Origin of the sequence: Pseudomonas sp. p50(2008) (assembly GCF_015351605.1) — a bacterium.
GTDB lineage: Bacteria > Pseudomonadota > Gammaproteobacteria > Pseudomonadales > Pseudomonadaceae > Aquipseudomonas.
In genome coordinates this window covers 981,160-1,006,315 of the sequence record NZ_JACMYF010000001.1, presented here as the reverse complement: position 1 = coordinate 1,006,315, position 25,156 = coordinate 981,160, and the positions used below count along the sequence as shown (strand labels likewise).

General features: G+C 58.6%; 27 protein-coding genes and 1 pseudogene. 12 read left to right on the top strand and 16 right to left on the bottom strand.

What is annotated here, in order from left to right; translation table 11 throughout:
• Window positions 1-36 precede the first annotated feature (36 nt).
• The 3 genes and pseudogenes from H7698_RS04530 to H7698_RS04520 form a co-directional block, all read right to left on the bottom strand.
• Window positions 37-594: a peptidylprolyl isomerase gene (locus H7698_RS04530; RefSeq protein ID WP_162436889.1), complete on the bottom strand. Its 558-nt coding sequence runs from the start codon at window positions 592-594 to the stop codon at window positions 37-39.
• A 3-nt stretch (window positions 595-597) separates the two neighbouring features.
• Window positions 598-1,403: pseudogene (locus H7698_RS04525) on the bottom strand (alpha/beta fold hydrolase).
• 14 nt (window positions 1,404-1,417) lie between these two features.
• Window positions 1,418-2,341, bottom strand: a complete 924-nt coding sequence (locus tag H7698_RS04520) for a LysR family transcriptional regulator (protein WP_162436887.1) — start codon at window positions 2,339-2,341, stop codon at window positions 1,418-1,420.
• A 49-nt stretch (window positions 2,342-2,390) separates the two neighbouring features.
• Between H7698_RS04520 and H7698_RS04515 the strand changes: the two genes are divergently transcribed.
• The 3 genes from H7698_RS04515 (at window position 2,391) to H7698_RS04505 (ending at window position 4,698) form a co-directional block, all read left to right on the top strand.
• Window positions 2,391-2,720, top strand: a complete 330-nt coding sequence (locus tag H7698_RS04515; protein ID WP_162436886.1) for a 3-phosphoglycerate kinase — start codon at window positions 2,391-2,393, stop codon at window positions 2,718-2,720.
• Between the two features lie 264 nt (window positions 2,721-2,984).
• Window positions 2,985-3,584 (top strand): FMN-dependent NADH-azoreductase, encoded by a 600-nt coding sequence (locus tag H7698_RS04510; RefSeq protein WP_162436885.1) that lies wholly within the window; start codon window positions 2,985-2,987, stop codon window positions 3,582-3,584.
• Between the two features lie 247 nt (window positions 3,585-3,831).
• Entirely contained in the window at window positions 3,832-4,698 is an 867-nt protein-coding gene (locus H7698_RS04505) for a carboxylate/amino acid/amine transporter (protein WP_194690702.1), read from the top strand.
• A gap of 82 nt (window positions 4,699-4,780) precedes the next feature.
• Here H7698_RS04505 and H7698_RS04500 read toward each other — a convergent pair whose 3' ends face one another.
• Window positions 4,781-6,079: a mechanosensitive ion channel family protein gene (locus H7698_RS04500; protein WP_162436883.1), complete on the bottom strand. Its 1,299-nt coding sequence runs from the start codon at window positions 6,077-6,079 to the stop codon at window positions 4,781-4,783.
• 193 nt (window positions 6,080-6,272) lie between these two features.
• Here H7698_RS04500 and H7698_RS04495 point away from each other — a divergent pair, with 193 nt between their 5' ends.
• Window positions 6,273-7,619, top strand: a complete 1,347-nt coding sequence (locus H7698_RS04495; protein ID WP_194690701.1) for a DEAD/DEAH box helicase — start codon at window positions 6,273-6,275, stop codon at window positions 7,617-7,619.
• Window positions 7,620-7,760: 141 nt separating this feature from the next.
• Here the strand turns inward: H7698_RS04495 and H7698_RS04490 are convergent, their stop codons facing one another.
• Window positions 7,761-8,036 (bottom strand): hypothetical protein, encoded by a 276-nt coding sequence (locus tag H7698_RS04490; protein ID WP_194690700.1) that lies wholly within the window; start codon window positions 8,034-8,036, stop codon window positions 7,761-7,763.
• A gap of 94 nt (window positions 8,037-8,130) precedes the next feature.
• Window positions 8,131-8,862: a DUF899 domain-containing protein gene (locus H7698_RS04485; RefSeq protein ID WP_162436881.1), complete on the bottom strand. Its 732-nt coding sequence runs from the start codon at window positions 8,860-8,862 to the stop codon at window positions 8,131-8,133.
• A gap of 177 nt (window positions 8,863-9,039) precedes the next feature.
• Here H7698_RS04485 and H7698_RS04480 point away from each other — a divergent pair, with 177 nt between their 5' ends.
• Window positions 9,040-9,429 (top strand): transcriptional regulator, encoded by a 390-nt coding sequence (locus H7698_RS04480; protein WP_162436880.1) that lies wholly within the window; start codon window positions 9,040-9,042, stop codon window positions 9,427-9,429.
• A 119-nt stretch (window positions 9,430-9,548) separates the two neighbouring features.
• On the opposite strand, the gene H7698_RS04475 is transcribed toward H7698_RS04480, so the two are convergent.
• The 3 genes from H7698_RS04475 to H7698_RS04465 all read right to left on the bottom strand — a co-directional run bounded on the left by H7698_RS04475 (window position 9,549) and on the right by H7698_RS04465 (window position 11,608).
• Window positions 9,549-10,418 carry a DUF6279 family lipoprotein gene (locus H7698_RS04475; RefSeq protein WP_194690699.1) on the bottom strand — a complete coding sequence of 290 codons (870 nt, stop codon included), beginning with the start codon at window positions 10,416-10,418 and terminating at the stop codon, window positions 9,549-9,551.
• 77 nt (window positions 10,419-10,495) lie between these two features.
• Complete coding sequence (locus H7698_RS04470; protein WP_194690698.1) at window positions 10,496-11,212, bottom strand: TorF family putative porin; 717 nt, start codon at window positions 11,210-11,212, stop codon at window positions 10,496-10,498.
• A gap of 207 nt (window positions 11,213-11,419) precedes the next feature.
• Complete coding sequence (locus tag H7698_RS04465; RefSeq protein WP_017337097.1) at window positions 11,420-11,608, bottom strand: hypothetical protein; 189 nt, start codon at window positions 11,606-11,608, stop codon at window positions 11,420-11,422.
• 349 nt (window positions 11,609-11,957) lie between these two features.
• On the opposite strand from H7698_RS04465, the gene H7698_RS04460 reads away from it, so the two are divergent.
• The 3 genes from H7698_RS04460 to H7698_RS04450 all read left to right on the top strand — a co-directional run bounded on the left by H7698_RS04460 (window position 11,958) and on the right by H7698_RS04450 (window position 14,352).
• A complete protein-coding gene (locus tag H7698_RS04460; protein WP_194690697.1) occupies window positions 11,958-12,794 on the top strand; it encodes a CvfB family protein in 837 nt (278 codons plus the stop codon).
• A gap of 66 nt (window positions 12,795-12,860) precedes the next feature.
• Window positions 12,861-13,253 carry a DUF2177 family protein gene (locus H7698_RS04455; protein ID WP_162436876.1) on the top strand — a complete coding sequence of 131 codons (393 nt, stop codon included), beginning with the start codon at window positions 12,861-12,863 and terminating at the stop codon, window positions 13,251-13,253.
• A 166-nt stretch (window positions 13,254-13,419) separates the two neighbouring features.
• Window positions 13,420-14,352 carry a DMT family transporter gene (locus H7698_RS04450; RefSeq protein ID WP_194690696.1) on the top strand — a complete coding sequence of 311 codons (933 nt, stop codon included), beginning with the start codon at window positions 13,420-13,422 and terminating at the stop codon, window positions 14,350-14,352.
• Here the strand turns inward: H7698_RS04450 and H7698_RS04445 are convergent.
• Window positions 14,297-15,478 (bottom strand): MFS transporter, encoded by a 1,182-nt coding sequence (locus H7698_RS04445; protein ID WP_194690695.1) that lies wholly within the window; start codon window positions 15,476-15,478, stop codon window positions 14,297-14,299. The two genes, H7698_RS04450 and H7698_RS04445, sit on opposite strands and share 56 nt — an antisense overlap.
• Window positions 15,479-15,581: 103 nt before the next feature.
• On the opposite strand from H7698_RS04445, the gene ptrR reads away from it, so the two are divergent.
• A complete protein-coding gene (ptrR, locus tag H7698_RS04440) occupies window positions 15,582-16,475 on the top strand; it encodes a putrescine utilization regulator PtrR (protein ID WP_194690694.1) in 894 nt (297 codons plus the stop codon).
• Between the two features lie 139 nt (window positions 16,476-16,614).
• Window positions 16,615-16,743, top strand: coding sequence for a PA1414 family protein (locus tag H7698_RS31605; RefSeq protein ID WP_268932885.1), 129 nt, complete (start codon window positions 16,615-16,617; stop codon window positions 16,741-16,743).
• 63 nt (window positions 16,744-16,806) lie between these two features.
• On the opposite strand, the gene H7698_RS04435 is transcribed toward H7698_RS31605, so the two are convergent.
• The 5 genes from H7698_RS04435 to speB form a co-directional block, all read right to left on the bottom strand.
• A complete protein-coding gene (locus tag H7698_RS04435) occupies window positions 16,807-17,058 on the bottom strand; it encodes an acyl carrier protein (protein ID WP_162436872.1) in 252 nt (83 codons plus the stop codon).
• 169 nt (window positions 17,059-17,227) lie between these two features.
• The gene (locus H7698_RS04430) at window positions 17,228-18,607 is read right to left on the bottom strand and encodes a sodium:solute symporter (RefSeq protein ID WP_162436871.1); all 1,380 of its coding nucleotides are present in this window, start codon (window positions 18,605-18,607) and stop codon (window positions 17,228-17,230) included.
• A 190-nt stretch (window positions 18,608-18,797) separates the two neighbouring features.
• Window positions 18,798-20,309 carry a purine-cytosine permease family protein gene (locus tag H7698_RS04425; RefSeq protein ID WP_194690693.1) on the bottom strand — a complete coding sequence of 504 codons (1,512 nt, stop codon included), beginning with the start codon at window positions 20,307-20,309 and terminating at the stop codon, window positions 18,798-18,800.
• 54 nt (window positions 20,310-20,363) lie between these two features.
• Window positions 20,364-20,786: a YybH family protein gene (locus tag H7698_RS04420; protein WP_194690692.1), complete on the bottom strand. Its 423-nt coding sequence runs from the start codon at window positions 20,784-20,786 to the stop codon at window positions 20,364-20,366.
• A 9-nt stretch (window positions 20,787-20,795) separates the two neighbouring features.
• On the bottom strand, window positions 20,796-21,746 hold the full coding sequence (gene speB, locus H7698_RS04415; protein WP_162436868.1) for an agmatinase: 951 nt from the start codon (window positions 21,744-21,746) through the stop codon (window positions 20,796-20,798).
• 384 nt (window positions 21,747-22,130) lie between these two features.
• Between speB and H7698_RS04410 the strand changes: the two genes are divergently transcribed.
• A complete protein-coding gene (locus H7698_RS04410) occupies window positions 22,131-23,027 on the top strand; it encodes a LysR family transcriptional regulator (protein WP_162436867.1) in 897 nt (298 codons plus the stop codon).
• A gap of 13 nt (window positions 23,028-23,040) precedes the next feature.
• Window positions 23,041-23,637: a tRNA-uridine aminocarboxypropyltransferase gene (locus tag H7698_RS04405; RefSeq protein ID WP_194690691.1), complete on the top strand. Its 597-nt coding sequence runs from the start codon at window positions 23,041-23,043 to the stop codon at window positions 23,635-23,637.
• 145 nt (window positions 23,638-23,782) lie between these two features.
• Here H7698_RS04405 and H7698_RS04400 read toward each other — a convergent pair whose 3' ends face one another.
• A complete protein-coding gene (locus H7698_RS04400) occupies window positions 23,783-25,150 on the bottom strand; it encodes an HlyD family type I secretion periplasmic adaptor subunit (protein WP_194690690.1) in 1,368 nt (455 codons plus the stop codon).
• Window positions 25,151-25,156 lie beyond the last annotated feature (6 nt).

Genomic DNA, 25,156 nt, shown 5'->3' with positions numbered 1-25,156 from the left:
CCGCCATACGGTCGCCGCTCATACATCAGGTGAAGCTTAGTCGATGACCTTGGCCGACTTGATGAACACCGGATCGGCTGGCACGTCTTTCATACCGCCGCGGCTGGTGGTCGGCGAATTGACGATGATGTCCACAATGTCCATGCCTTTGACGACCTTGCCGAAGACTGCGTAGCCATCACCCTGGTCGAGGAAATCGTTGTCCTTGACGTTGATGAAGAACTGGCTCGTGGCCGAATCCGGCGCCGAGGTACGGGCCATGGACAAGGTGCCACGAACGTTGACCAGGCCATTCTTGTGCTCGTTCTTGATCGGCGCCTTGGTTTCTTTCTGTTGCATCTGTTGAGTGAAACCGCCGCCCTGGACCATGAAGCCCGGGATCACGCGGTGGAAAATCGTGTTGTTGTAGAAGCCGCTGTTCACGTAATCAACGAAGTTCTTGGTACTGATCGGTGCCTTGACCGGGTCCAGTTCGATTTCGATCTGGCCATTGGTGGTTTCCAGCAGCACATGGGGAGCCTTGGCAGGCGTCGCGGCCATCAGGTTGGCGGCGAACAGAACGGTGCCAGCGGCGAGGGCGATTTTTTTCAGCATGGGTCAGTGATCCTGAGTGGGGTGGTGTCGACTTCGGTGAGAAACTCGAGCAGGGTTTGATTGAAGTGTTCCGGCTGATCAAGCGGCGTGGCGTGGCGTGAATCGGCGATCACCACCAGTCGCGCATTGGGCAGCAGTTTTACGTAATTCTCTTTTAGCGCGACCGGTGTGTAGTCACGGTCGGCGCTGACGATGAGGGTTGGACAGGACACCTTCGAAAGTCGTTCCTGAACACCCCAACCGACAATGGCATCGAAGCTGGCGAGATAAGCATGTTTGTCGTTTTTTGCCCAGCGCTCGGCCATTTTTTGACGAAGAGCGGCCTGTTCCGGCTTGGGAAACAGCTTGCCACCCAGCGCCTTGCCGATGGTCTCCAGGCTGAGGACTCGCATCAGGCTCCAGCGTTTGAACCACTGCCAGTAATCGTCGCGGCTGCGTAATTTGACCTGGGGCCCGCTATTGACGATGCACAGGCTTTTTAACAGTCGCGGCTGATCAACTGCCAGCTGGAAGCCGATCATCCCGCCCATGGACAGTCCCACGTAATGTACGGGGCCCAGGTTCAAGTGCTCGATGAGTGCCACCAGATCCGCGCTGAACCCGGCGATGCTGTAGCGCTCGCGCGGCTTGTCGGAGCGTCCGTGGCCGCGCACATCGGGAACGATCACCCGGTAGCGGGCTGACAGCGTCGGGATCTGCATCTCCCAGTCCAGGGTGCTGGAGCCGAGACCATGGACCAGCAGCAAAGGGGTGCCGTGGCCGTATTCCTCGTAGTGCAGGTTGCAACCTTCGTGTTCGAAATAGGCCATGCAGTCACTCCATGTCAGGCTTGTTCAGGGGCGGCAAACGGCGCATCCAGTGGCGCGGTGTCAAAGGTACGCAGCAGGTCGATGAGAATTTGCGTTGCCGGGCCCAGGGGTTTGTCCTTGTTCGAATACAGATAGAAGCTTGGATTACGACTTCCACCCTGATCCAACGGTAGCAGCTTGAGCGAACCTTCCTTGAGTTCCCGTTCGATCATATGCCGAGGCAGCCAGGCGAAACCCAACCCGCTGCTGACAAATGTAGCCGCCGTGGCCAGGCTGCCCACGGTCCAGCGCTGTTCGGCACCGAGCCAGCCGACGTCCCGTGGCTGTTGGCGACCGGAGTCGCGGATCACCACTTGCATCTGGCTTTCCAGGTCCTGGAAGTTCAGTTCGCGGTTAAGCCGATGCAAGGGATGATCGGGATGAGCGACGGCGACAAATTCGACGTCGCTCAACTCCGCGCCCAGATATCCGGGAATACTGAAACCGGTGATGGCCAGGTCGGCCACGCCTTCGAGCAACACTTCTTCCACACCCGACAAAACTTCTTCGCGCAGCCGCACCCGGCAGCCACGGCTTTGCGGCATGAACGCGGTCAGGGCGCGCACGAGGCGGGCGCTTGGGTAAGCGGCGTCGACCACCAGCCGCACCTCCGCTTCCCAGCCTTGCTCCATGTGGTGGGCCAGGTCTTCCAGCTGACTGGCCTGCTTGACCAGCTGCCGGGAGCGGCGCAGCAATACGCCGCCCGCTTCGGTCAACACGGCCTTGCGGCCATCGATACGCAACAGCGGTACGCCGAGCTGGTCCTGCATGCGCGCCACGGTATAGCTGACCGACGATTGCGAACGGTGCAGCGCTTCGGCGGCCTGGGCGAAACCTCCGTGATCGACCACGGCCTGTAGCGTTCGCCATTGATCAAGGGTCACGCGGGGCGCTTTCATGTTGAGCTCCTCTTGTCCTAAGCTGGCGGTCCTTACTGGAGACTGCCGAATGAAAAAACTTTGTTGTGTCGTGTCAGGTTGCGTACTGCTGGCGATGCTGCCGCTGACGGCTTTTGCTTATCCGATCGATGTGCAGAAACAGTTGAATGGTTTGAGCATCGACTACAACGCCTACGACACGGATAACGACATCGCGTCCATTCAGGTCAACAACTACGGCACCACCGATGCGACCTGCAAGGTGGTTTTCAGCAATGGCCCCGAAGCGCCCCGCACCCGCAAGATCGATGTGCCGGCTGGCAAACACAAAAATGCGACTGCCAAGTTCACCCGCACCATCATCAAAATGCGCATCGACCTGACCTGCACGCCGAAATAGCACCGAATCCGGAGGCCGAGGAAGATTTTGTGGGAGTGAGCCTGCTCGCGATAACGGTGTGTCAGGTGCAGAGATGTTCATGACACACCGCTATCGCGAGCAGGCTCACTCCTACAGGATCTATGCCCAACCTCATCGGTGTGCTCTGCTTATAAACGAATTTATTGATGGGTTATAGCAGTTATTTGCGCTTTTTCATCGATATGGTTCTGTTTAACCTTCACTCCATCGCCTTACAGCATTCTCAGATGGAGCCTACATCCCATGTCACGCGTTCTGATCATCGAAAGCAGCGCCCGTCAGCAAGACTCGGTTTCCCGTCAACTGACCCAGACCTTCATCAGCCAATGGAAAGCCGCGCACCCGGCTGACCAGATCACCGTACGTGACCTGGCCGTCAACCCGGTGCCGCACCTGGACATCAACCTGTTGGGTGGCTGGATGAAGCCTGCCGAGCAACGCAACGACATCGAACAGGCGTCGCTGGAACGCTCCAACCAGCTGACTGACGAACTGCTCGCCGCCGACGTGTTGGTCATGGCCGCGCCGATGTACAACTTCGCGATTCCGAGCACCCTCAAAGCCTGGCTCGACCATGTGCTGCGTGCCGGCGTGACCTTCAAGTACACCGACACCGGCCCTCAGGGTTTGCTCTCTGGCAAGCGTGCTTATGTCCTGACTGCACGCGGCGGTATCTACGCTGGCGGCCCGGCGGATCATCAGGAACCGTACCTGCGTCAGGTTATGGCGTTCATCGGGATTCACGACGTGACCTTTATTCACGCTGAAGGCATGAACCTGGGTGGCGACTTCCAGGAGAAGGGCCTCAACCAGGCCAACGCCAAGCTTTCGCAAGTCGCCTGACCGTTTAATCGCCAGATAATCGCTGGATGTTCTAGTGACCTGGCGCAACCCTTCAAGCCTGTACGCGCATCGACCTCCCTTTGCACTTGTTGCTCCTGAGTGCTGCAGCCCGATTGAACGCTTTAGCGAGATCGGGCTTTTTTTTGCCTGCAATTTAGTGAAACGGCACAGATCCCACAGGGTTTAGGGGTTCTCGCGATAACGGGCAAAACCCGCTATCGTCGCCGCCATTCAAAATGAGGCGCACATGGGCTATCTACTTTTTGTCACGCTGATTCAGGCGTTTTCCTTCAGCCTGATCGGCGAATACCTGGCCGGGCATGTCGACAGTTACTTCGCAGTGCTGGTGCGTGTGGTGCTGGCGGGACTGGTGTTCATTCCCCTGACCCGCTGGCGGTCGGTGGAACCTGCGTTCATGCGCGGCATGTTGCTGATCGGTGCGCTGCAGTTCGGCGTGACGTACGTCTGCCTGTACCTGAGCTTCCGCGTGTTGACGGTGCCGGAAGTGTTGCTGTTCACCATCCTCACGCCGTTGCACGTGACTTTGATCGAGGACGCGCTGAACCGGCGCTTCAATCCGTGGGCGCTGGTGGCGGCGTTGGTGGCGGTGCTCGGCGCCGCGGTGATTCGCTACGACCAGATCAATCCGGACTTCCTCATGGGCTTTGTGCTGCTGCAACTGGCCAACTTCACCTACGCCGCCGGGCAGGTGCTATATAAACATCTGGTGGCGCGTCACCCGAGCGATCTGCCCCATTACCGGCGTTTTGGTTACTTCTACCTGGGTGCACTGGCGGTGGCGTTGCCGGCATTTCTGCTGTTCGGCAAACAAAATTTCCTGCCCGAAGCGCCTCTGCAGTGGAGCGTGCTGGTGTTCCTGGGCCTGGTCTCCACCGCGCTCGGGTTGTACTGGTGGAACAAGGGCGCCTGTATGGTCAACGGCGGCACGCTGGCCGTGATGAACAACCTGCATGTGCCGGTGGGGTTGCTGATCAACTTGCTGATCTGGAATCAGCATGAGGAATTGGGGCGGTTATTCTTCGGCGGGATGGTGATTCTGGCGGCGGTGTGGATCAGCCGGCTGGGTATCAAACCACACGTTCAACCCGTGTAGGAGCTGGCGTAGCCTGCGATCTTTTGATCTTGAAAATCAAAAGATCGCAGGCTACGCCAGCTCCTACAGGGTTTTTCAGCGGTCACATGATGTGTTTTTCTTGTTCGGGGATGTGGCTTGCGCCGAGCATTGCCGGAAGTAAACCGGCCCTGAGGTCTCCACCGCTGGGCTGCTGATAAAGGCTCAAGCCGAACTCCGGAAGCACCGCCAGCAGGTAATCGAAAATATCCCCCTGGATCCGCTCGTAATCAGCCCACGCCGTGGTGCCAGTGAAGCAGTAAATCTCCAGCGGTATGCCCTGCGCCGTGGTCTGCATCTGGCGGACCATGCAGGTCATGTTCGGCTGAATCTCCGGGTGGCTCTTCAAATACGCCAGCGCGTACGCGCGGAAAGTGCCGAGGTTGGTCATCCGCCGGCGGTTGGCCGACATTGCCGCGACATTGCCCTGTGCTGCGTTCCAGGCCTTCAGTTCGGCCTGCTTGCGGCCGATGTAGTCCGTCAGCAGGTGCACCTGAGACAGGCGCTGCTCCTCGTCATCACGCAGAAAGCGCACGCCGCTGGCGTCGATGAACAGACTGCGCTTGATCCGGCGGCCACCGGACTGCTGCATGCCGCGCCAGTTCTTGAACGACTCGGACATCAGGCGCCAGGTCGGGATCGACACGATCGTCTTATCGAAATTCTGTACTTTCACCGTGTGCAAGGTGATGTCCACCACATCGCCGTCGGCGCCGACTTGCGGCATCTCGATCCAGTCGCCGACCCGCAGCATGTCGTTGCTGGTCAGCTGCACGCTGGCGACGAACGACAGCAGGGTGTCCTTGTAGACCAACAGAATCACCGCCGACATGGCGCCCAGACCGGACAGCAGCAACAACGGTGAACGATCGATCAGCGTGGCAACGATGATGATCGCGCCAAACACATACAAGACCATTTTTGTCAGTTGTATGTAGCCTTTGATCGAACGCGTGCGGGCGTGTTCGGTGCGTGCGTAGATGTCCAGCAGCGCGCTGAGCAGGGCGCTGAAGGCCAGCAGCAGGAACAGAATGGTGAATGCCAGCGCGACGTTGCCGAGGAAGATCAGGCTGGTCTTGCTCAGCTCCGGCACCAGATGCAGGCCGAACTGAATCACCAGCGACGGCGTCATTTGCGCCAGTCGATGGAAAACCTTGTTGTGGCGCAGGTCGTTCAGCCAATGCAGGGCCGGTTGGCGGCCGAGCAACTTGGCTGCGTGTAAAATCAGGTAACGCGCCACTCGTCCGAGGACCAGCGCAATCACCAGCAAAACTATCAGTGCCAGGCTTGAATGCAGGAGCGGGTGCTGATCAAGCGCCCCCCAAAGGTCTTGGACGTTGAGCCAGAGCTGTTTGATATCCATAAGCAAAAACGGTTCTTCTGTAGGACGCGACAGGGCGATTAGAGCATCTAAGACGCTTTGTATTACGTTTGGAGACAAATCAGGCAACAAAAAAACCACTGATTAGCGCCGTTTGTATAAAGAAACTCGGCCTCGGCGCTCGAAACCGTTACCCTATGCAGCTGTTTTTTTGTATTTCTTCGAGGTAGCACCCGTGTTTTCCCAATTCGCCCTGCACGAACGCCTGCTCAAAGCCGTGGCCGAGCTTAAATTTGTCGAGCCAACGCCTGTGCAAGCAGCGGCTATTCCGCTGGCGCTCCAAGGGCGTGACCTGCGGGTGACAGCGCAAACCGGTAGCGGCAAAACCGCTGCTTTCGTTTTGCCGATCCTCAACCGTCTGATCGGTCCGGCCAAGGTTCGCGTCAGCATCAAGACCCTGATCCTTCTGCCGACCCGCGAGCTGGCCCAGCAGACCATCAAGGAAGTCGAGCGTTTTGCGCAGTTCACGTTCATCAAGTCCGGCCTGATCACCGGCGGTGAAGACTTCAAGGTCCAGGCCGCCATGCTGCGCAAGGTGCCGGACATCCTGATCGGTACGCCGGGCCGGATGATCGAGCAACTGAACGCCGGCAACCTCGACCTGAAAGAAGTCGAAGTACTGGTGCTCGATGAAGCCGACCGCATGCTCGACATGGGCTTTGCCGAAGACGTCCAGCGTCTGGTCGAAGAGTGCACCAACCGCCAGCAGACCATGCTGTTCTCGGCCACTACCGGTGGCTCGGGCCTGCGCGAAATGGTTGCCAAGGTGCTGAACAATCCAGAGCACCTGCAACTCAATAACGTCAGTGACCTGAATGCGACGACCCGTCAGCAGATCATCACGGCTGACCACAACCAGCATAAAGAACAAATCGTGAACTGGCTGCTGGCCAACGAGACCTATAAGAAGGCCATCGTGTTCACCAACACCCGTGCCATGGCAGACCGCATCTACGGTCGCCTGGTGGCTCAGGACTACAAAGCGTTTGTCCTGCACGGCGACAAGGACCAGAAAGACCGCAAACTGGCGATTGACCGTCTGAAACAGGGCGGCGTGAAGATCCTGGTTGCCACCGACGTTGCTGCTCGCGGCCTCGACGTGGAAGGTCTGGACCTGGTCATCAACTTCGACATGCCACGCAGCGGCGACGAATACGTTCACCGTATCGGTCGTACTGGCCGTGCCGGCAACGATGGCCTGGCCATTTCGTTGATCTGCCATGGCGACTGGAACCTGATGTCGAGTGTCGAGCGCTACCTCAAGCAGAGCTTCGAGCGCCGCACCATCAAGGAAGTCAAAGGCACCTACGGCGGGCCGAAGAAGGTCAAGGCTTCGGGCAAGGCTGTTGGCGTGAAGAAGAAAAAGGTCGACGCCAAGGGCGACAAGAAGAAAACCGGCGCCAAGGCGCCCACCAAGCGCAAGATCGCCAATCGGCCGAAGACCGACGCCTTGTCGCTGGTCAGCAAGGACGGCATGGCGCCGCTCAAGCGCCGCAAGCCAGAAGCGCCGGCGGCTGAATAAGCACGTGTAGCGCCCCATAAAAAAACCCGGACCGATGTCCGGGTTTTTTTACGTCAAAAGATCGCAGGCTGCGCCAGCTACTGCAGGGAATTGCAATCTCATGTAGGAGCTGGCGCAGCCTGCGATCTTTTGATTTTGCCTTTAGCCTTCAGCCTTCTTCTCAGCTGAACCCAATTCCTTCAGCCGCTGATCAATCAACTGACATTTGTCCGGCAAATCTGCGCTGGCCGTTCCCAGGTCCATCTTCTGCAATTCGGCATTGATCTCCTTGGCTTTGGCGGGATTCTGCTCGGTCAGCTTGGTGACTTCCTTGGCCAGCTGTTCGCGTTTGGCGGTAGCTTCCTCGGGCGTGCAAGCCCAAGCGGGTAGGGCGCAGGCGAGGGTGGCGGCGAGGGTGAGTTTCAGCAGGGTTTTCATGGGCAGGCCTCAGTTCCGGTTAAGGCGGGATATCTGGTTGAGGGTCCGAACGCGCAAAAAGTTCATCAGCACACGCACCGCTCGCTCCTTACTGCTAACTGTGACAGCAGCTTGAAGATGCCTTTTCGTCATAGCGGTCGTGATGACGCACCCATTCCATGATTTCCTCCTCATTGCGCCCCTTCGGCGTCAGATCCAGGTAGTTGTAGGCGCCGACCAGCATGTCCAGGCCGCGGGCATAGGTGGAATACGTGTGGAAGATCTCGCCCGCATCGTTGCGATAAAAGACGCTGAGGCCGGGAAGTTCTTCTTCCGCGCCGTCGGATTTTTCGTAGTTGTAGGTGGACGTGCCAGCGGCGACTTCGTCTGCGCGGGCGGAGACGCCAAAGTCATAGTTGAAATCGCAACCGGCTGACGATACCCAGTCGAATCTCCAGCCCATACGCCGTTTAAAGTCCTGAAATTCGGCAAACGGCGCATGAGAAACCGCGACCACGGCAACGTCATGATGCGCCAGGTGCTGATTGGCGCCATCAATGTGGTCGGACAGGAAAGAGCAGCCGGAGCAACCCTCTTTCCAGCCCTCACCAAACATGAAGTGATAGATGACCAATTGACTGCGCCCACCGAACAGGTCGGCGAGTTTCAATTCGCCATTGGGCCCCTGAAAGCGGTAATCCTTGTCGATCTTCACCCAGGGCAGGGCGCGGCGTTCAGCGCTGAGTTTGTCCCGTTCCCTGGTAAAGGCTTTTTCGTGAGCCAGGTGTTGTCGGCGGGCGGCGAGCCATTCTTCTCGGGACACGACCGGATGATTCTGAAGGTTCATGAGAGATTCTCCTGCGAGCAGCGGGGAGGTGACTTACACAGACTAGTCGTTGCTCCCTGGCGTGATTCGACATGCCGCCGGTCGGTGTGGTTGAAAACCTCGGCTGAACGGCTGCCCAACGCGCAGGTCACACGTTATGAAGGCCATCTCACTCTCTGGCTTGGAGGTTGAATCAGGATGACGACTTATAACTGGGATCTAATCGAGCGCCTGCTGCACGAAGTGCAAAACGGCGCGAGCAGCTTTACGCCGCGACCCTACGCCGAGCAATACGCCGCGGAAAAAGCCTCGGAAGGCGAACAAACTGAAAACCTCGATCACCTGAAAGCGGTGGCAGGCGAGTATGAAAAGTTACTGCTGGAGCGCGGATATATTGAGCCTCGGCCTGAAGAACAGGGCGGTACAGGCTCTAATTACATTTTGACACCCCGTGGCTCAAGCCTGTTGAGCCTGATCGACAGCAGCATTCCGGGCAATGATCATCCACGGCAGGTGCTGGATGAGCAGGAAGATGCGCTGGATGAGCTGACATTTGATGAAGTAGCGTCCAAGGCACAGATCGCCTGAACGCATCTCTCAATGTAGGAGTGAGCCTGCTCGCGATAGCGGTCGGTCAGTCAACGTCGTTGTCGGCTGTGAAACCGCTATCGCGAGCAGGCTCACTCCTACATGGGGTTGCCGAGCATTTAACTTTTTTGTGCTGCTTTCAGACACTTCAGATCGTTGAAATCCTTCCTCACCCCCTCAATCTTTTTCAGCAAACGCTGACGTTGCATCGGCGTGCTCTCTGCCATCAAATCAACGAACAATCCCCGCGCCTGGGCTTCTGTCTTGGCATAGGCTTCGCGGTAGGCCGGCGTCCACAAACTCTCGCGATTCACCAGAAGCGTCTCGATTCTTTGTGGGAATTCGGGACTTTGCCGTTGCGCAACGGCGGCGCTGAATTGCTTCTGCCAATGAACGCGGTTGGCGATCCATTGAGTGTTCTGGTCACCCAGGGCTGTTGACCAGGCGATGACACGTTGCCGTTGGGTTTCACTCAAGGGGCCGAGCCAGTCGTCCAGACGCTTTTCCATCCGCTGCGCACGTTCTTTGATCTGCTGATCGAGAGACGGCTTGAGGTATTCCTCCTGGCGTTTGCGCTGATCCTTGGCGAACGCGTCGTTCATCTCCGCGACTTGTTTGTCGTCCAGTCCTTTCAATAACTCAATGGCCGACGGGGTGATTTCACGAGCGGTCTGGGCGATGGCCGCTTTGGCTTCCTGGGTGCGGGCTTGCAGGGCGGCATCGGTCACCTGATTGGTTTCCACCATCCCCTGTAACCGGTCCAGCCAATCCAGGTAGCCGGGCAACTGCGTGGTGCAATGCCAGCTCAGGTGCTCCTTGAGGCGTTCGTTGAACCAGCCTTTCTGCTCGCCGTTCATGTCCAGGTAGTCGCTGAGCGTCCACGGAATGATCACATCGAGGTTGCGATAGGCCAGCCCCACGCGACTGCAGGCGCCGAGAGCAAGGCTGAGGGTGATAACGACGGCGAGATATTTTAACCAGCGCGACATGGGCGAGTCCTTGCGAAAGCCTGGCTTCTTGAGGGGATGCTCATGTGAACGCAGGATGAGCCTCGCAGTTCAGCCTATCAATAAAAGGCGCGTTCAGCCTTGAGGGTCACCAGGCCGTCGCACTGGCTGTTGTGCCCGGAATAGGCGGAGCAGTCGTTGCCGCTGAGGTTGGAATCGCTGTAGATCAGGTCCAGGTCAATGCCCATGAACGGGCGGGACAGTTGCACCGACCAATCGGTGAAGCTCCCTATGTAGCCGCCATCGACGGAGACGGGCGCGTTGAGCTGATGGGTGGTGTATTTCATGCTGATCCCGATGCCAAAGGGCTGGTTGCCGCCGAGATCGGCGAAGACGGTGCTGTTCTGTTTGTCCGGGTCGTTACTGAAGGCCGCGCCGAAACGACTGCCCAGAAACGTCAGGCCGCCGAAAAGCTCCTGGCTGTCGAGCGTGTCCACTTTCGGATAGCTGTAATGGATCATGCCGACTTCGTAGCCGAGGGTTTGGTCGAAGGGTTGTTTAAAACCTACGTAGGAATCGACCTCGAGGTTCTTTCCCGGACTCAGTCCCATGCTCGGCGCCCATTGGCCTACATAGAATCCGCTGTCGTGACTCAGGTCCAGGCCTCCGTGGAAGGAGCCGGTGCTGGCGGGTTTGACCAGCCCTTGAGCCATGCTGCGGCTTGGGGTCGTACCCAGTTTCAGTTCGAAGTCGCCCATTTCACGCTGAAAAATTTGCGCATTGGCGACCGAGCACGACAGCAAGGTGCCGAGCAATATGAGGGGGGGCTTGAGCATGCGTCACTCCATGAACAGCGAGGAGCAGGAACCAAAAACCTACGCAAACGCTTGATCTAGACGTGTGCAAGCATACCGGCGAATGCTCGGCTTCGAAGGCCGTTCGTCGATTTTTGAAATATTGGTTTATTGAGGAGGGTGTTGCGGGGAGGTTCCAGTCCAGGCGCTTTGAAGCTCAAAGCACCCAGGGACCAGTTGCAGCGGATGTTACTTTTTGCCCAGCGTGATCTGCTTGGACGGGCCGAACGTCTGGCCGCTGACGCCTTTGGCAATTTGCTGGATTTCGCCGCCAGACTTGAGGAACGCAGCGATCTGGTTGTTGATCGATTCGCTGGTTTCAACGGCTGGAGCAGGCTTTGCTTTGCTGTTGGATGCTTTTACACGCATGGCGGCCATTAACCTGTAGAAAATTAACTTGGCCATGCATCGTACAGGAAATACTTGACAATTGCTTGGCAAATATCCCCCTGAAACTCCAGTGCCGGGCTGAAGTGTCGTCGGGAAACTGTCTTCGTATTATCACCCTAAGCTGCTGTTTTAACTAAAAACGTGCCTCTGAAAAAAGCAATTTATAGCGGCGATGCCAGAACATTATTCATCGGCATAGTCAGACGAGTGGCCGCTCTGTGCCTGAAATCCGAAAAAACCAGTCCTTTGACCAGATTTTCTGTCGCCGCTGGACCGGCCGGTGAGCGCGGCCAGCAAAACCGGGTAGAATGCAGCCCACGCAATGAGGGTATTGGACATGGCTTTAGTCGGGCGTTACAACAGTTTGCAAGTGGTTAAACACACTAACTTCGGTTTATATCTGGACGGTGGCGCGGACGGCGAAATCCTTCTGCCTAATCGTTATATTCCCAAAGATATTCCCAGCGAAGATGAAGACTGGCTCAACGTTTTTATTTACCTGGACAGCGATGACAAACTCATCGCAACGACTGAAAAGCCGAAAGTTCAAGTCGGTGACTTCGCCAGTTTGAAAGTAGTTGAAGTCAACAGCATTGGCGTCTTCCTGGATTGGGGTTTGCCCAAGGATCTGCTGCTGCCGTATTCGGAAGAAAAACGTCAGATGACGGCCGGCGAGTATGTCGTGGTGCACGTTTATCTCGATAAACACACCCGCCGCATCACCGCGACGGCACGTCTGGATCGTTACCTGGACAAGACCCCGGCCAACTACACGCCGGGCCAGGAAGTGAATTTGCTGGTAGCCGAAGCGACCGATATGGGCTTCAAGGCGATCATCAACAACAAGCACTGGGGCTTGATTCACAAGAACGAAATCTTCAAGTTCATGCGTGCCGGTAAAGAAGAGAAGGGTTTCATCAAGGAAGTCCGTCCCGACGGCAAGATCAGCTTGAGCCTGCAACCGGTTGGCGAAGAAGCCGCCACCAGCCTCAACTCGAAGATCCTCGCCAAGTTGCGTGAAAACAACGGCAGCCTGCCGGTCAGCGACAAAAGCGATCCGACCGTGATCAGCAGCCTGTTTGGCGTCAGCAAAGGCAACTTCAAGAAAGCCATCGGTGCGTTGTACAAGAACGGCCAGATCGTGATTCATGCGGATCGCATTGAACTAAGCTGACCTCGACACGGCCTCTTGTAGGCGCTGTCCGTAGCAGTGCCTACATTGGCTTTGGGGTCGCAAATCATGAAAAGAATGTTGTTTGCCTACGCAGGCACCTTGCTGGCGTTTCTCGTGCTCGACGGCCTCTGGCTGGGCGTGCTGATGGCGCGCACGTACCGGTCTTTGCTCGGTTCGCTGATGCTCGACCGGCCGCTGCTGGCCCCGGCTGCGGTTTTCTACCTTCTCTATGTGCTCGGTTGCGTGGTGTTCGTCGTGCTACCGGCGACGAGCTGGCAACGTGCGGCGGGTATGGGCGCGTTGTTGGGGTTGGTCGCGTACGGCACCTATGACCTGACCAACTGGGCGACCCTGAAGGGATGGTCTGCGCAACTGGCCTTGATGGACATGGCGTGGGGCGCGCTGCTGACCTGTGTTGCGTGCACCGTTGGCTATTGGGCAATGCGCAAAGCCGGCTGATGACGCAACCAGAGATTCAAATGTCTCTTGCAGACGCTATTTCCTGCCCGATTGGTTAATAATCGAACGTATAATTTTTCGCCCCGACGCCATTGCTCAATGGATGGTCGGGGCTTTGCGTTGACTGACGAGTTTCTGCCATGGATTGTGTTGTCGAGGTGTTCCGGTGAGCGCCACCCGGCGTAGCGCCGATGGGTTTGCCCTGCAAGTCATGCTCGGTTTGTGCCTGATCTGGGGTGTCCAGCAGGTCATGATCAAATGGGCGGCGCCGGATATTGCCCCGGTCATGCAGGCAGCAGGGCGGTCAGGCATTTCCGCCGTGCTCGTAGGCTTGTTGATCTGCTGGAAAGGCGGCTGGGATCAGGTAAGTGCCACCTGGCGCGGCGGTTTGCTGGCCGGTGCGCTGTTCGGGCTGGAGTTTTTCTTCATCTCCGAAGGCCTGCAACTGACGACAGCGGCCCACATGTCCGTCTTTCTGTACACCGCCCCCATTTTTACGGCGCTGGGCGTGAACTGGCTATTGCCCAGCGAACGTCTGAGGCCGGTGCAATGGCTGGGCATTTTTCTGTCCTTCATTGGCATCGCCGTCGCGTTCGCCGGTGGCGTTTCCTGGGACAACCTCGATCGACGCATGTTGATGGGGGATGCCTTGGGCGTACTGGCTGGCGCTGCGTGGGGCGCGACAACCGTGGTCGTGCGCGCTTCGCGTCTGTCTGAAGCACCGGTAACCCTGACGTTGTTTTATCAATTGATGGTGGGCTTCGTCGGTCTGTTGCTGATCGCGATCATCAGCGGCCAGGTGACCCATGTCAGCCTGACCACCGTTGCGGTGGCCAGCGTGCTGTTTCAGGGGCTGATCGTCTCGTTCTTCAGTTACCTGACATGGTTCTGGCTGCTGCGCCGCTACATGGCGGCAAACCTGGCTGTGTTTTCGTTCATGACGCCGTTATTCGGTGTCACCTTCGGCGTTGTGCTGTTGGGCGAAGAATTGAGTCTGAACTTCGTCATTGGCGCGGTGCTGGTATTGCTTGGCATCACGTTTGTCAGCGCTGAACAGTGGGTACGCCGTCGTTTGCGCAAAGCCCTCGGGCAGTCGTGACCCCACTGATCGACAGTACGCCCGCGATCAGCAGGCCACTGCCGGCGAAGATCAATGCGGCTTGCAGGCCGCCACTGAAATGGCTGCTTAGCGCGGCCAGCAACGGGCCGGCGAGCTGACCCACGGCAAAGCAGGCGGTCAGCAATCCGGCGTTGCGCTGCGTGGCGTGTGGCGCCAGCTCCCGGGAGCGTTGCATCACCAATTGCATGCAGGCCAGGAACGGTGTGCCACACAAGATGACGCCCAGCGCCAGGCCCAGGCCGCTGCCCAGTAAGCAAGCGAAAACCCCGGCCGCTTGCAGCCACAATGTCGCCATCAACCAATGCCGCGTTGCGTCCGGATTGTGTCGGCGCAAACTCACCACGACCACGCCCGTCGCTGCCGCCAGTCCAAAGCAGGGCCAGAACAGGTCGGCCTGCCATTGCCCATGAAATTGCGCGTTGGCCATTTGCGACAGGAATGTGGCCGGGATGATGTAGCCCAAGCCATACAAGCCATAGATCACGCCCAAGCGGCCGATGCCCGGGTTGCCTGTGCCGGCATCATTCATAGGTGCGGCGACGTTCGCGACCTGTTGCGGTAAGAAGGGCAGGATCGCCAACAACATCACCAGCCCGACCGCGGCATACACCAGCCACAGCGTGGCGGACGTCTGGCCCAGCAGGTTCGAGCCCAGCGCCAACAGTCCTGTCAGAAAAATACCCAGGCCGGGTCCGGCAAATACCAGCGCACCCAGTCGTGGGCGACCGGCTGCCGCAGCCAATGGCTGGCTCAATGCGGTGATCATGACCAAGACCCAGGCGCTGGCGACGCCCGTGCCAAAGCGCAATAGCAGATGGGACCAGAAACCACTGGCCCAGAAAGACGCCAGGGTCAGCAGCACACACAGCCACAATCCGCCCAAAAGGCGCCGGCGAACCTGATCAGGGCGTCGGGAAAACATGGCGTCCACGGCACCGACGAAATAGCCCAGGTAGTTCGCGGCAGCAATCAGGCCCGCGGCGGTCAGGTCTATCTGACCTTCGCTGATCAAATGTGGCAGTTGCGGGGTGAGGGCGAAACGGCCGATACCCATCGCCATCATGAGCGCGATGAAACAGGCGAGTAAGCGAATCAGAGGAGACATGGTCTGAGTTCCGGCAGAGGATCAATGACCGTCAGGCTAGGACTGATTGACTTTCTTTAAAAATGAATAATAGTGAGTAACTTGTTCTTATTTGGAGAATGGTGTGGAATTCAGTCAATTGCGGATCTTTCAGGCCGTCGCCGAAGAAGGCTCGATCACCCGAGCGGCTGAGCGCCTGCACCGCGTACCGTCTAACCTGTCGACCCGGCTCAAGCAGCTGGAAGAGCAGCTCGGTGTCGAACTTTTCGTTCGCGAGCGACAGCGTTTGCAACTGTCCCCTGCAGGAAAAGTCCTGTTGGACTACACCGCCAGGCTGTTCAGCCTGCACGACGAAGCACAGGCCGCCGTGCAGGGCGGGGAGCCGGCTGGCGACTTCGTGCTGGGCACGATGTACAGCACCGCCGCCATCCACCTTCCAGCGTTGCTGGCGCGCTATCACCGCAGCTACCCGGCGGTAAACCTGCAGGTGCAGTCGGGACCCAGCGGAGAATTACTTGAAGGCTTGCTGACCGGTCGGCTCGATGCGGCTCTGGTGGACGGTCCGCTGGAACTGGCCGGGCTCGACGGCGTGCCATTATGCGACGAGCGGTTGGTGCTGATCAGCGAGGCTGATCATCCACCCGTGCGCAGTGCCCTGGATGTGGAGGGGCGCTCGGTGTTCACGTTCCGCCAGGGTTGCTCATACCGCATGCGACTGGAAGCCTGGTTCGCCCATGACCGCGCGGCCATGGGACGGGCGATGGAGATTGAGTCTTACCCGGGGATGCTGGCGTGTGTGATCTCAGGCTCTGGAGTGGCGCTCATGTCAGAGTCAATACTGGCCAGCTTGCCGGGGCGCGAAAGCGTGGCGGTGCACCCATTGGCCGAGCCGTTCGCGAGCGCGACCACCTGGTTGATGTGGCGCAAAGGCATGGTGGGTGCCAATCTGAATGCGTGGATCGAACAGCAACAAACGGTCTATCCGTCGGCCACACATCCGGTTCAGGCGATTGCTTGAACTATCACTGAATGATTTGGATCAATTCAGTAACAGATCATTGCGACTTTTGCCGAGCATTGCGTAGGACTTCGGACTATTATCAGTGCGAAGCGGCTACAGAATTCCGGCCGCTCGGCACTACCCTGAAGGGGGCACCATGAAAGAGAAAATCCAAAACTGGCTGCACGACCTGGGTATCGCACTCGGTTTGATCGAACCGCCTCTGCAACCTGTGCCAATCCGTACCGACGACGAGCAGCGTCGACGCCAGCCACGCCGCCGGTAAAGCTGAGTCAGGTTCGGTAGTACTGCAGACCTGGTTTCGTCAGAGGGATAGATGACCTATCCCTCAATGCCTACCTACCTCTATTAAAAAACGGCTCAAGTCATTGGCCGTTTTTGCGTTTCTGAGCATTTGATCTTCCTCGCCCGTAAACGCGGTCAATCCCAGCTCATCCTCCAAATGGAAGATCAGCTCTTCAATTTCCTGTTTATCCAGTCCCAACGCTTCCAGGCTCGCGTTGTCGTCGAAGTCATCCTGAGATTCCAGTAAGCGGCTGATAAAGCGATGCACGGCGGCACGAATGGCGGCTCTTTTCATGGTCGTTCTTCGAGGGCGTTATTATTGTTTTCCCGTTCTTGAGTACAGCAGGCTTGCGCAACGCCAGCCCTGCCACTCGTCTGTGCAGCACCTTTCTGCAGGCGAAAAAAACGGGTGTGGCAACCGACGCCACACCCGTCGAAGAAAACGTTAAGGCATTCTTTTCAGATCAGAGTGCGCTCGCCACCATCGTCGGGCGACGGGACATCAGGCTGACCAGCACGAAACTCACCAAGCCGACGCCCAGGCTGTAGTAGATCGGGGTGTTGGCGTCCAGACCATCCTTGAACATGAACACCAGCGCAGTGGCAAAGCCCATGCCCATACTGGCGATGGCCCCCGCGGTGGTTGCACGTTTCCAGAAGATCGCACCCATCAGCGGAATCAGCATGCCGCCCACCAACAGGTTGTAGGCCAGCGTCAGTGCGCTGATCACGTCGTTGACGACCAGTGCGATGCCGAGCACCACGAGGCCGGTCAGCAGGGTGAATATACGGTTGATGCCCAGGCTCGACTGTTTACCGCCACGCAGTTTCGGCAGCAGGTCTTCGGTCAGGGTGGTGGAGGCGGCCAGCAGGCCGGCGCTGGCGGTGGACATCATGGCTGCCAGGGCCGCAGCGATCACCAGGCCACGGATGCCGTCCGGCAAGGACAGTTTGACGATGGCGGCGAAGGCGTTGTTGACGTTGTCCAGGTCCGGAATCAACACGTGAGCGGCCATACCGATCAGGGCGCACACCAGACCGTAGATGATGCAGTAGATGCCCGCAGTGGTGCCGGCGTACCTGGCGACTTTTTCACTGCGTGCAGTGAACACCCGTTGCCAGATGTCCTGGCCGATCAGGATCCCGAAAAAGTAGATCATGAAGTAGGTGATGATGGTATCCCAGCCAATGGCCGTGAAGCTGAAGCTGGTAGCCGGCAATTGCGCTACCAGTTGATCCCAGCCACCCACGCGGTACAGGCAGATCGGCAATAGCAGGAACATCAGGCCGACGGTCTGGATCCCGAACTGGACAATGTCGGTCAGGGTCAGCGACCACATGCCGCCGATGGTCGAGTAGATCACAACGACACCGCCGCCCAGCAGCAAGGATATCCAGAATGGCAGACCGAACAGCACTTGTAGCACGGTGCCGATTGCCAGGATCGAGGTCACGCCGATCATCAGGGCATAGGCCAGCATGATGGTGGCGCTGGCGGTACGGGCCATTGGGTTGTAGCGTTTTTCCAGCACCTGGGTGACGGTGAACACTTTAAGTTTGAGCAGGGGTTTGGCGAGAAACAGGTTCAGCGCGACGATCCCGCAACCCAGTGCGGCGCAGAGCCAGAAACCGGAGATGCCATGGACGTAGCCCAGGCGCACAGTGCCGACGGTGGACGCGCCACCCAGCACAGTCGCGGCCATCGTGCCCATGTAGAGGCTCGGGCCGAGGTTACGACCGGCGACCAGGTAGTCTTCGTGGGTCTTGGCCTTGCGCATGCCGAAGTAGCCGAGAACCAGCATCGCGGCGGCGTAGATGAGTACGACGAATAAATCCAAAGCCATGATGGCGTGTCTCCGATTGTCTTTTTTATGGTGAGGCTGAAATCAGTTCCCGGGGAAACATCAATCCCTGTGGGAGCGTGGCTTGCCCGCGATTGATGCACCGCGTTCTGCCAGGCAAACCGCGTCATCTTTCTTCGCGGGCAAGCCACGCTCCCACAGGTCATGCGTTGGCCACAGGTAAAGCGTTTAATCAGGCGACTGGCCGCATCGCCGGTTTAACGAGCGAATCCGTGCCCTTGCTACGTGAATCATTTGGCCCGAACACAGCAGTCGATTCCGGGAACAGGCTCAGCAGTGCCAAATACACCACTGACGCCAGGCCCAGCGTGACCGGCAGGCTGATGTCGATGCCGTCGGCGAGATTGCCCAAAGGTCCGACAAACTGGCCCGGCAGGTTCACAAAGCACAAACCCACCAGCGCACTCGGGATCCAGGCACCCAGGCCACGCCAGTTCCAGCCGTGGGTGAACCAGTAGCGGCCACCTTTCTCGCCGCGAGTAAACACCTGCAGGTCATCCGGGCAGTAGAAGCCGCGACGCACCAGCAGACCGATGATCATGATCACCATCCAAGGGGTGGTGCAGGTGATGATCAGCACGGCGAAGGTCGACACGCTCTGGACCAGGTTGGCCGCAAAGCGTCCGATGAAGATGAAGGCGATCGACATCACACCGATCAGCAAGGTCGCCTTGACCCGCGACAACACGCGCGGAAACACGCTGGACATGTCCAGCCCGGTGCCATAGAGGGAAGTGGTGCCCGTGGACATGCCGCCGATCACGGCGATCAGGCATACCGGCAGGAAGAACCAGCTCGGGGAAACCGCCAGCAGCCCGCCCACATAGTTGTTGGCCGCGATGTAGTCCGGCGCCTTGATTGCAACGATCGTGGCGGTGGCGAGGCCAAACAGGAAGGGGATAAGGGTGGCGATCTGTGCGCCGACCACGGCAAGCATGATTCGACCTTTCGGGGTCTCCCGCGGAATGTACCGCGACCAGTCACCGAGGAACGCCCCAAAGGAAATCGGGTTGCTCATGGCGACCAGTGCCGCGCCGATGAAGGCGGCCCAGAAACCGGCCTGACCCATAGCGACAGTGCCGGCGAAATGGCTGTCGAACGTCGGGGCGAACGCGAAGATGCCGAGCAGGAACAGCGCGCTGGCAGCCCACACTGCAATGCGGTTGACCCACAACATGAAGCGGAAACCGTAGATGCACACGGTCAACACCAGGATCGCGAACAGACCGTAGGCCAGGCCCAATGTCAGGTCGGTTTCCGGGAGGCCGATCAAGCGTTTGGCGCCACCAATCAACGCATCGCCCGAACTCCAGACCGACAGTGAGAAGAAGGCGATGGCGGTCAACAGCGACAAGAACGAACCGACGATCCGCCCGTGCACGCCAAAATGCGCACCGGAAGACACGGCGTTGTTGGTGCCATTGATCGGGCCGAACAAGCCCATCGGTGCAAGGATCAGCGCGCCCAGCAATACGCCCAGCACAATCGCCCAGACACCGGCCTGAAACGACAGTCCGAACAACACCGGGAAACTGCCAAGCACTGCGGTAGCAAAGGTATTGGCGCCGCCGAAGATCAAGCGAAACAGGTCGCTGGGTCGGGCGTCACGCTCATGATCCGGAATCTGTTCGACCCCGTTTGTTTCAATGCTGCTAAGGCTTTTTTCTTTGTTGTTGTTATTCATGATCTGCTCCGATCATAAAGGCGCGCTCATCGTGCGTGAGCGTCACCTGTTTGGCTAAGGGGGTGGCAGCCCTTCCGGCATGGCGGACAAATGTTCGTGACAGGCCAGCCATAGGCCTTGTTGTTCTCGGCCAGACGCTTTTTTCTTGAAAACAATCGTCTCGCGCTCCTGGCTGAAGTGTTGCTCCCCTTGCATGCGCAGCTCGGTGGCCACGTCATGGATGAAAATCGCCACATCACCTTGCAGGCTGATAAAGGCGTTGCTTGAAGTGCACGACAGCACTTCGAAGCCATCCTCCGAGCGCCAGGTGTCCCACAATGCCTGGTAGGCATCGCGCGACAGCAGGGGTTGCTCGAGGGTGTAGAACACGAAGCTGGCATCGGCGCTGAAGGCGCCGAAGTAGGCTTCGCGATCGTTACGGGCAAAGGCCGACACCAGATCGGCGGCGGCTTTCAGTACCTGATCGCGTTCGTTCATGACCGATTCTCAGCGGTGGACCACGCCTGGCAGTACGCAGAGCATTTCGTACAGCAGGTTGGCGGCCAGCAGTGAGGTGTTGCCGGTTGTGTCGTAAGCGGGCGAGACTTCTACCAGATCGCAACCCACCAGGTCGAGGCCTTGGCAACCCCGCACGATCTCGATTGCCTGAATGGTCGTCAGACCACCGATTTCCGGAGTGCCGGTACCCGGTGCCCAGGCCGGGTCGATGCCGTCGATATCGAAACTCAGATACACCGGACCACCGCCAACTTTCTCGCGAACTTCAGCCATCAGGGGGGCCAGGGATTTGTGCCAGCATTCTTCGGCCTGCACCACGCGGAAACCCTGTTTACGGCTCCAGTTGAAATCGTCAGCGGTGTAGCCCTGGGCGCGCAGACCAATCTGGACCACGCGATCCGGGTCCAGCAGGCCTTCTTCAACGGCGCGACGGAAGGTGGTGCCGTGGGCGATTTTCTCGCCGAACATGTGATCGTTCACATCGGCGTGGGCGTCGATGTGCACCAGGCCGACCTTGCCGTGCTTCTTGTGAATGGCACGCAGGATCGGCAGGGTGATGGTGTGGTCGCCGCCCAGAGTCAACGGGATCACATCGTGTTCGAGGATGTTGTCGTAGGATTCTTCGATGATCCGCACGGCATCCAGCAAGTTGAAGGTGTTGATCGCGACGTCACCGATGTCGGCCACCGACAGGGAGTCGAACGGCGCAGCACCGGTCGCCATGTTGTAAGGACGGATCATCACCGATTCAGCGCGTATTTCGCGAGGCCCGAAACGGGTGCCAGGGCGCAGCGAGGTGCCGATGTCCAGCGGGACGCCAACAAAGGCAGCATCCAGGCCAGCAGCGGTAGGCAAATGGGGGAGTCGCATCATGGTGGCGATGCCGCCGAAGCGCGGCATTTCGTTGCCGCCCAGTGGTTGGTGAAGAATCTTGTCCACGGGTAGGGCCTCATCGTCGTTGTTTTATTTATGTCGGTTACGCCGTTCATGGAAGCACGGGTACCGCTGTGGGCCGATTCTGCGAAATGTAGTGCCCGGGAAGAATCGCTACGGGCAAATACTTAGTTCATATTTTTCTAAACTAATGGAGGTGGCGGAGATAGACTTGTAGCAGCTGCCGAGCCTGCGAGGCTGCGTTCGGCGGCGAAGCCGTCGTGAATTCAGGCGACGCGGTGTTTCTGGAAAACCTCACGTTCAGGTTTTACGACGGCTTCGCCGCCGAACGCAGCCTCGCAGCCTCGCAGCCTCGCAGCCTCGCAGCCTCGCAGGCTCGGCAGCTGCTACATGCCTAATCGTCTACCTGTGTGTTTGCTGGAGCCCCCCATGGCCAACGCTTTACCCGACCTGAAACTATTGCGCATCTTCGTCAGCGTGGTCCGTCATCAGGGGTTCGCCACTGCCCAGCATGAGCTCAACCTTTCCACGTCGGCGATCAGCACCTACATGAGCCAGCTCGAAGCTGCGCTTGGCCTGGTGCTCTGCCATCGCGGTCGAGGTGGTTTCAGCCTGACCAGCAAGGGCGAACTGTTTCATCAGGAAACCTTGCGCCTGTTGGCCGAGCTCGAAGGTTTCGAGCAATACGCCGCGGCCCTCAAAGGCGAGCTGCGTGGCACGCTGAACCTGGGGGTGATCGACTCTACCGTCAGCGACAAGGCCTTGCCCTTTGCGGAAGCCATCGGTGCTTACAGCCAGGAACACCCGGCGGTGCATTTGCACCTGTCGGTCATGAGCCCTTATGAGCTGCAACTCGGCGTGCAGGACAATCGCCTCGACCTGGCCATCGGTGCTTTCTCGACGCGCATGAGCGGTCTGGTCTACATGCCGCTGTACCGTGAACAGCACTGGTTGTATTGCAGCAGCCGCCATCCGCTGTTCACCGAACGACGTATCCCCGAGCAAGTCATCACTCAGCAGCGCATGGTGGGGCGCGGCTACTGGAGCCAGGCGGAACTGGCGCGTCATGGCTTCAAACACAGCGCGGCGACGGTGGAGAGTATGGAGGCGCAGCTGATTCTGGTGCTGTCGGGCGCCTACATCGGTTATTTGCCGGAGCATTACGCCCAGGCCTGGGCCGACAAAGGAGATTTGCGCGTGCTGTTGCCGGCGACGTTCGGCTATCAGGCGCCATTTTCGATGATCGTGCGCCGTGGCCGCAGCCGTGAACCGCTGATCCAGACCTTCCGCGATTTGCTCAAAGCACAGCTCAATCAGGCTGCTTAAAGGAAAAGCAAGCATGTCCAGACTCCAATGCCCACGCTGCCTGCGCCCGCAAACCCACTGCCTGTGCCCGCTGATCCCGCACCTCGATAGCCGCACCCGGGTGTTGCTGTTACAGCATCCCAGTGAGGTGAACCATGCGCTGAACACCGCGCGGTTGGCGGCATTGGGGCTGAAAAATGCCGAGCTGATCGTCGGCGAAGTGTTCGAGGATTTACCGGCGCTGTTGAATAGACCGGGCTATCAGGCGCGATTGCTGTTTCCTGCCGATGATGCGCAGACGTTGCAGGCGTACACCGAACACGAGGAACCGCTGTTGCTGGTCGTGCCGGACGGTACCTGGCGCAAGGCGCGCAAAATGCTGCACCTCAATCCGCTGCTGGCAGCGTTGCCCCGGGTGACCCTGGCTGAGGGCGGGGTGTCGCGATATCGATTGCGCAAGGCGCCGGGACCGGGTGCGTTGTCGACGGTTGAAGCGATCGTCCAGGCCTTGCAAACGCTGGAAGCGCCGAGCTCTTTCGAGCCGTTGCTGAAGCCGTTCGAGGCATTGATCGAGGGGCAGATTGCGGCGATGGGGGAGGATACCTTCCAGCGCAATCATGGGCCGAGATAGGTAGTGCTGGTTCTGGCCTCTTCGCGGGCAAGCCCGCTCTCACAGGATTCGAGTCGCACACAAATACTGTGAGTGCCATCAAACACTGTGGGAGCGGGCTTGCCCGCGAAGGCAATGGACCGATCACCACAACTCTCCGCACAATCTACCTCTCGCGCATCGCCTCGGTCCTGGCCTTGAGCACCGGTTTAAGCAGGTAATCCAACACACTTTTCTCCCCGGTAATGATATCCACCGTCGCCACCATCCCGGGAATGATCAGCAAAGGCTTCACGTCCCCACCCAGGTGATTCTTGTCGGTCCTTACCTGGATCAGATAAAAGCTGTTGCCCTTGTCGTCGGTAATGGTGTCCGCCCCGATCAACTCCAGCTTCGCACTCAGCCCGCCATAGATCGTGTAGTCGTAGGCGCTGAACTTGACCATGGCTTTCTGGCCGGGGTGCAGGAATGCCACGTCTTGCGGCCGGACCTTGGCTTCGATCAGCAGGTTGTCTTCCAGGGGCACGATTTCCACCATGTCACTGCCCGGCTGCACCACGCCGCCAATGGTGTTGACCTTCAGCACCTTGATAATCCCGTGCACCGGCGAGACCACCGTGGTGCGGGTGACGCGGTCGTCGATGGCAATGCTTGATGCCGTGATTTTCGACAGATCGGTGCGTTTCTCATTCAGCTCTTTGGCGGCGTCCGAGCGGAAAGACTGTTCCGACTCGTCAATCTTGCTTTTGATTTCGTTGATCGCCGATTCGGCGCGGGGAATCGCCAGCGTCGTGGCATTCAGCGAGCCGCGTATCTCCACGGCGCTGCGTTTGAGGCGCAGGATTTCCACCGGGGACACCGCCCCGGTTCCCACCAGGGGCGCGGACATGTTCATCTCTTGTTGCAGCAAAGCCAGGCTCGAACTGAACTGGCCCTGTTTGGAGCGAAATTCTGCCAGTTCCTGGGTTTTTTGCCGAAGTTGCTCACTCAACGTGCGCTGTTCGCTGGCCAGTCGACGCTGCCGTTGTTCGTACAGGGAGCGTTCGTCCTCGGCCACTTGCGGTGCCTTGGCAATCACTTCTGCCGACAGCTTGAAAGGTCGTCCTTCAGCCTCGGCAGATAACCGTTCGACCTGCGCCGTCAACGCATAACGGTCCGCCTCGCTTTCACCCTTGTTCGACAGAAACCGCGTGTCATCCAGGCGCAGCAATTTGTCGCCCTTGTTCACCATTTGCCCTTCGCGCACGAATATTTCAGTGACGATGCCGCCTTCCAGGTTCTGGATCACCTGCACCTTGCTCGACGGGATCGCCTTGCCTTCACCCGTGGTGACTTCCTGCAACACGGCAAACTTGGCCCAGACCACCGCGCTGATAAGCAGTCCGGCCGCCAGCCACACGGTGATCCGCGACCAGCGCGGCGAGTCCTGCAACGCGGCGCCGGCGGTTTCCGGCATGAATTCGCTTTCGGCACTTTTGCTGAAGCTGCCGAAGTAGCCGCGATCCTTTGAAGCGTCGGACGATGTACCAGACATGGGCTA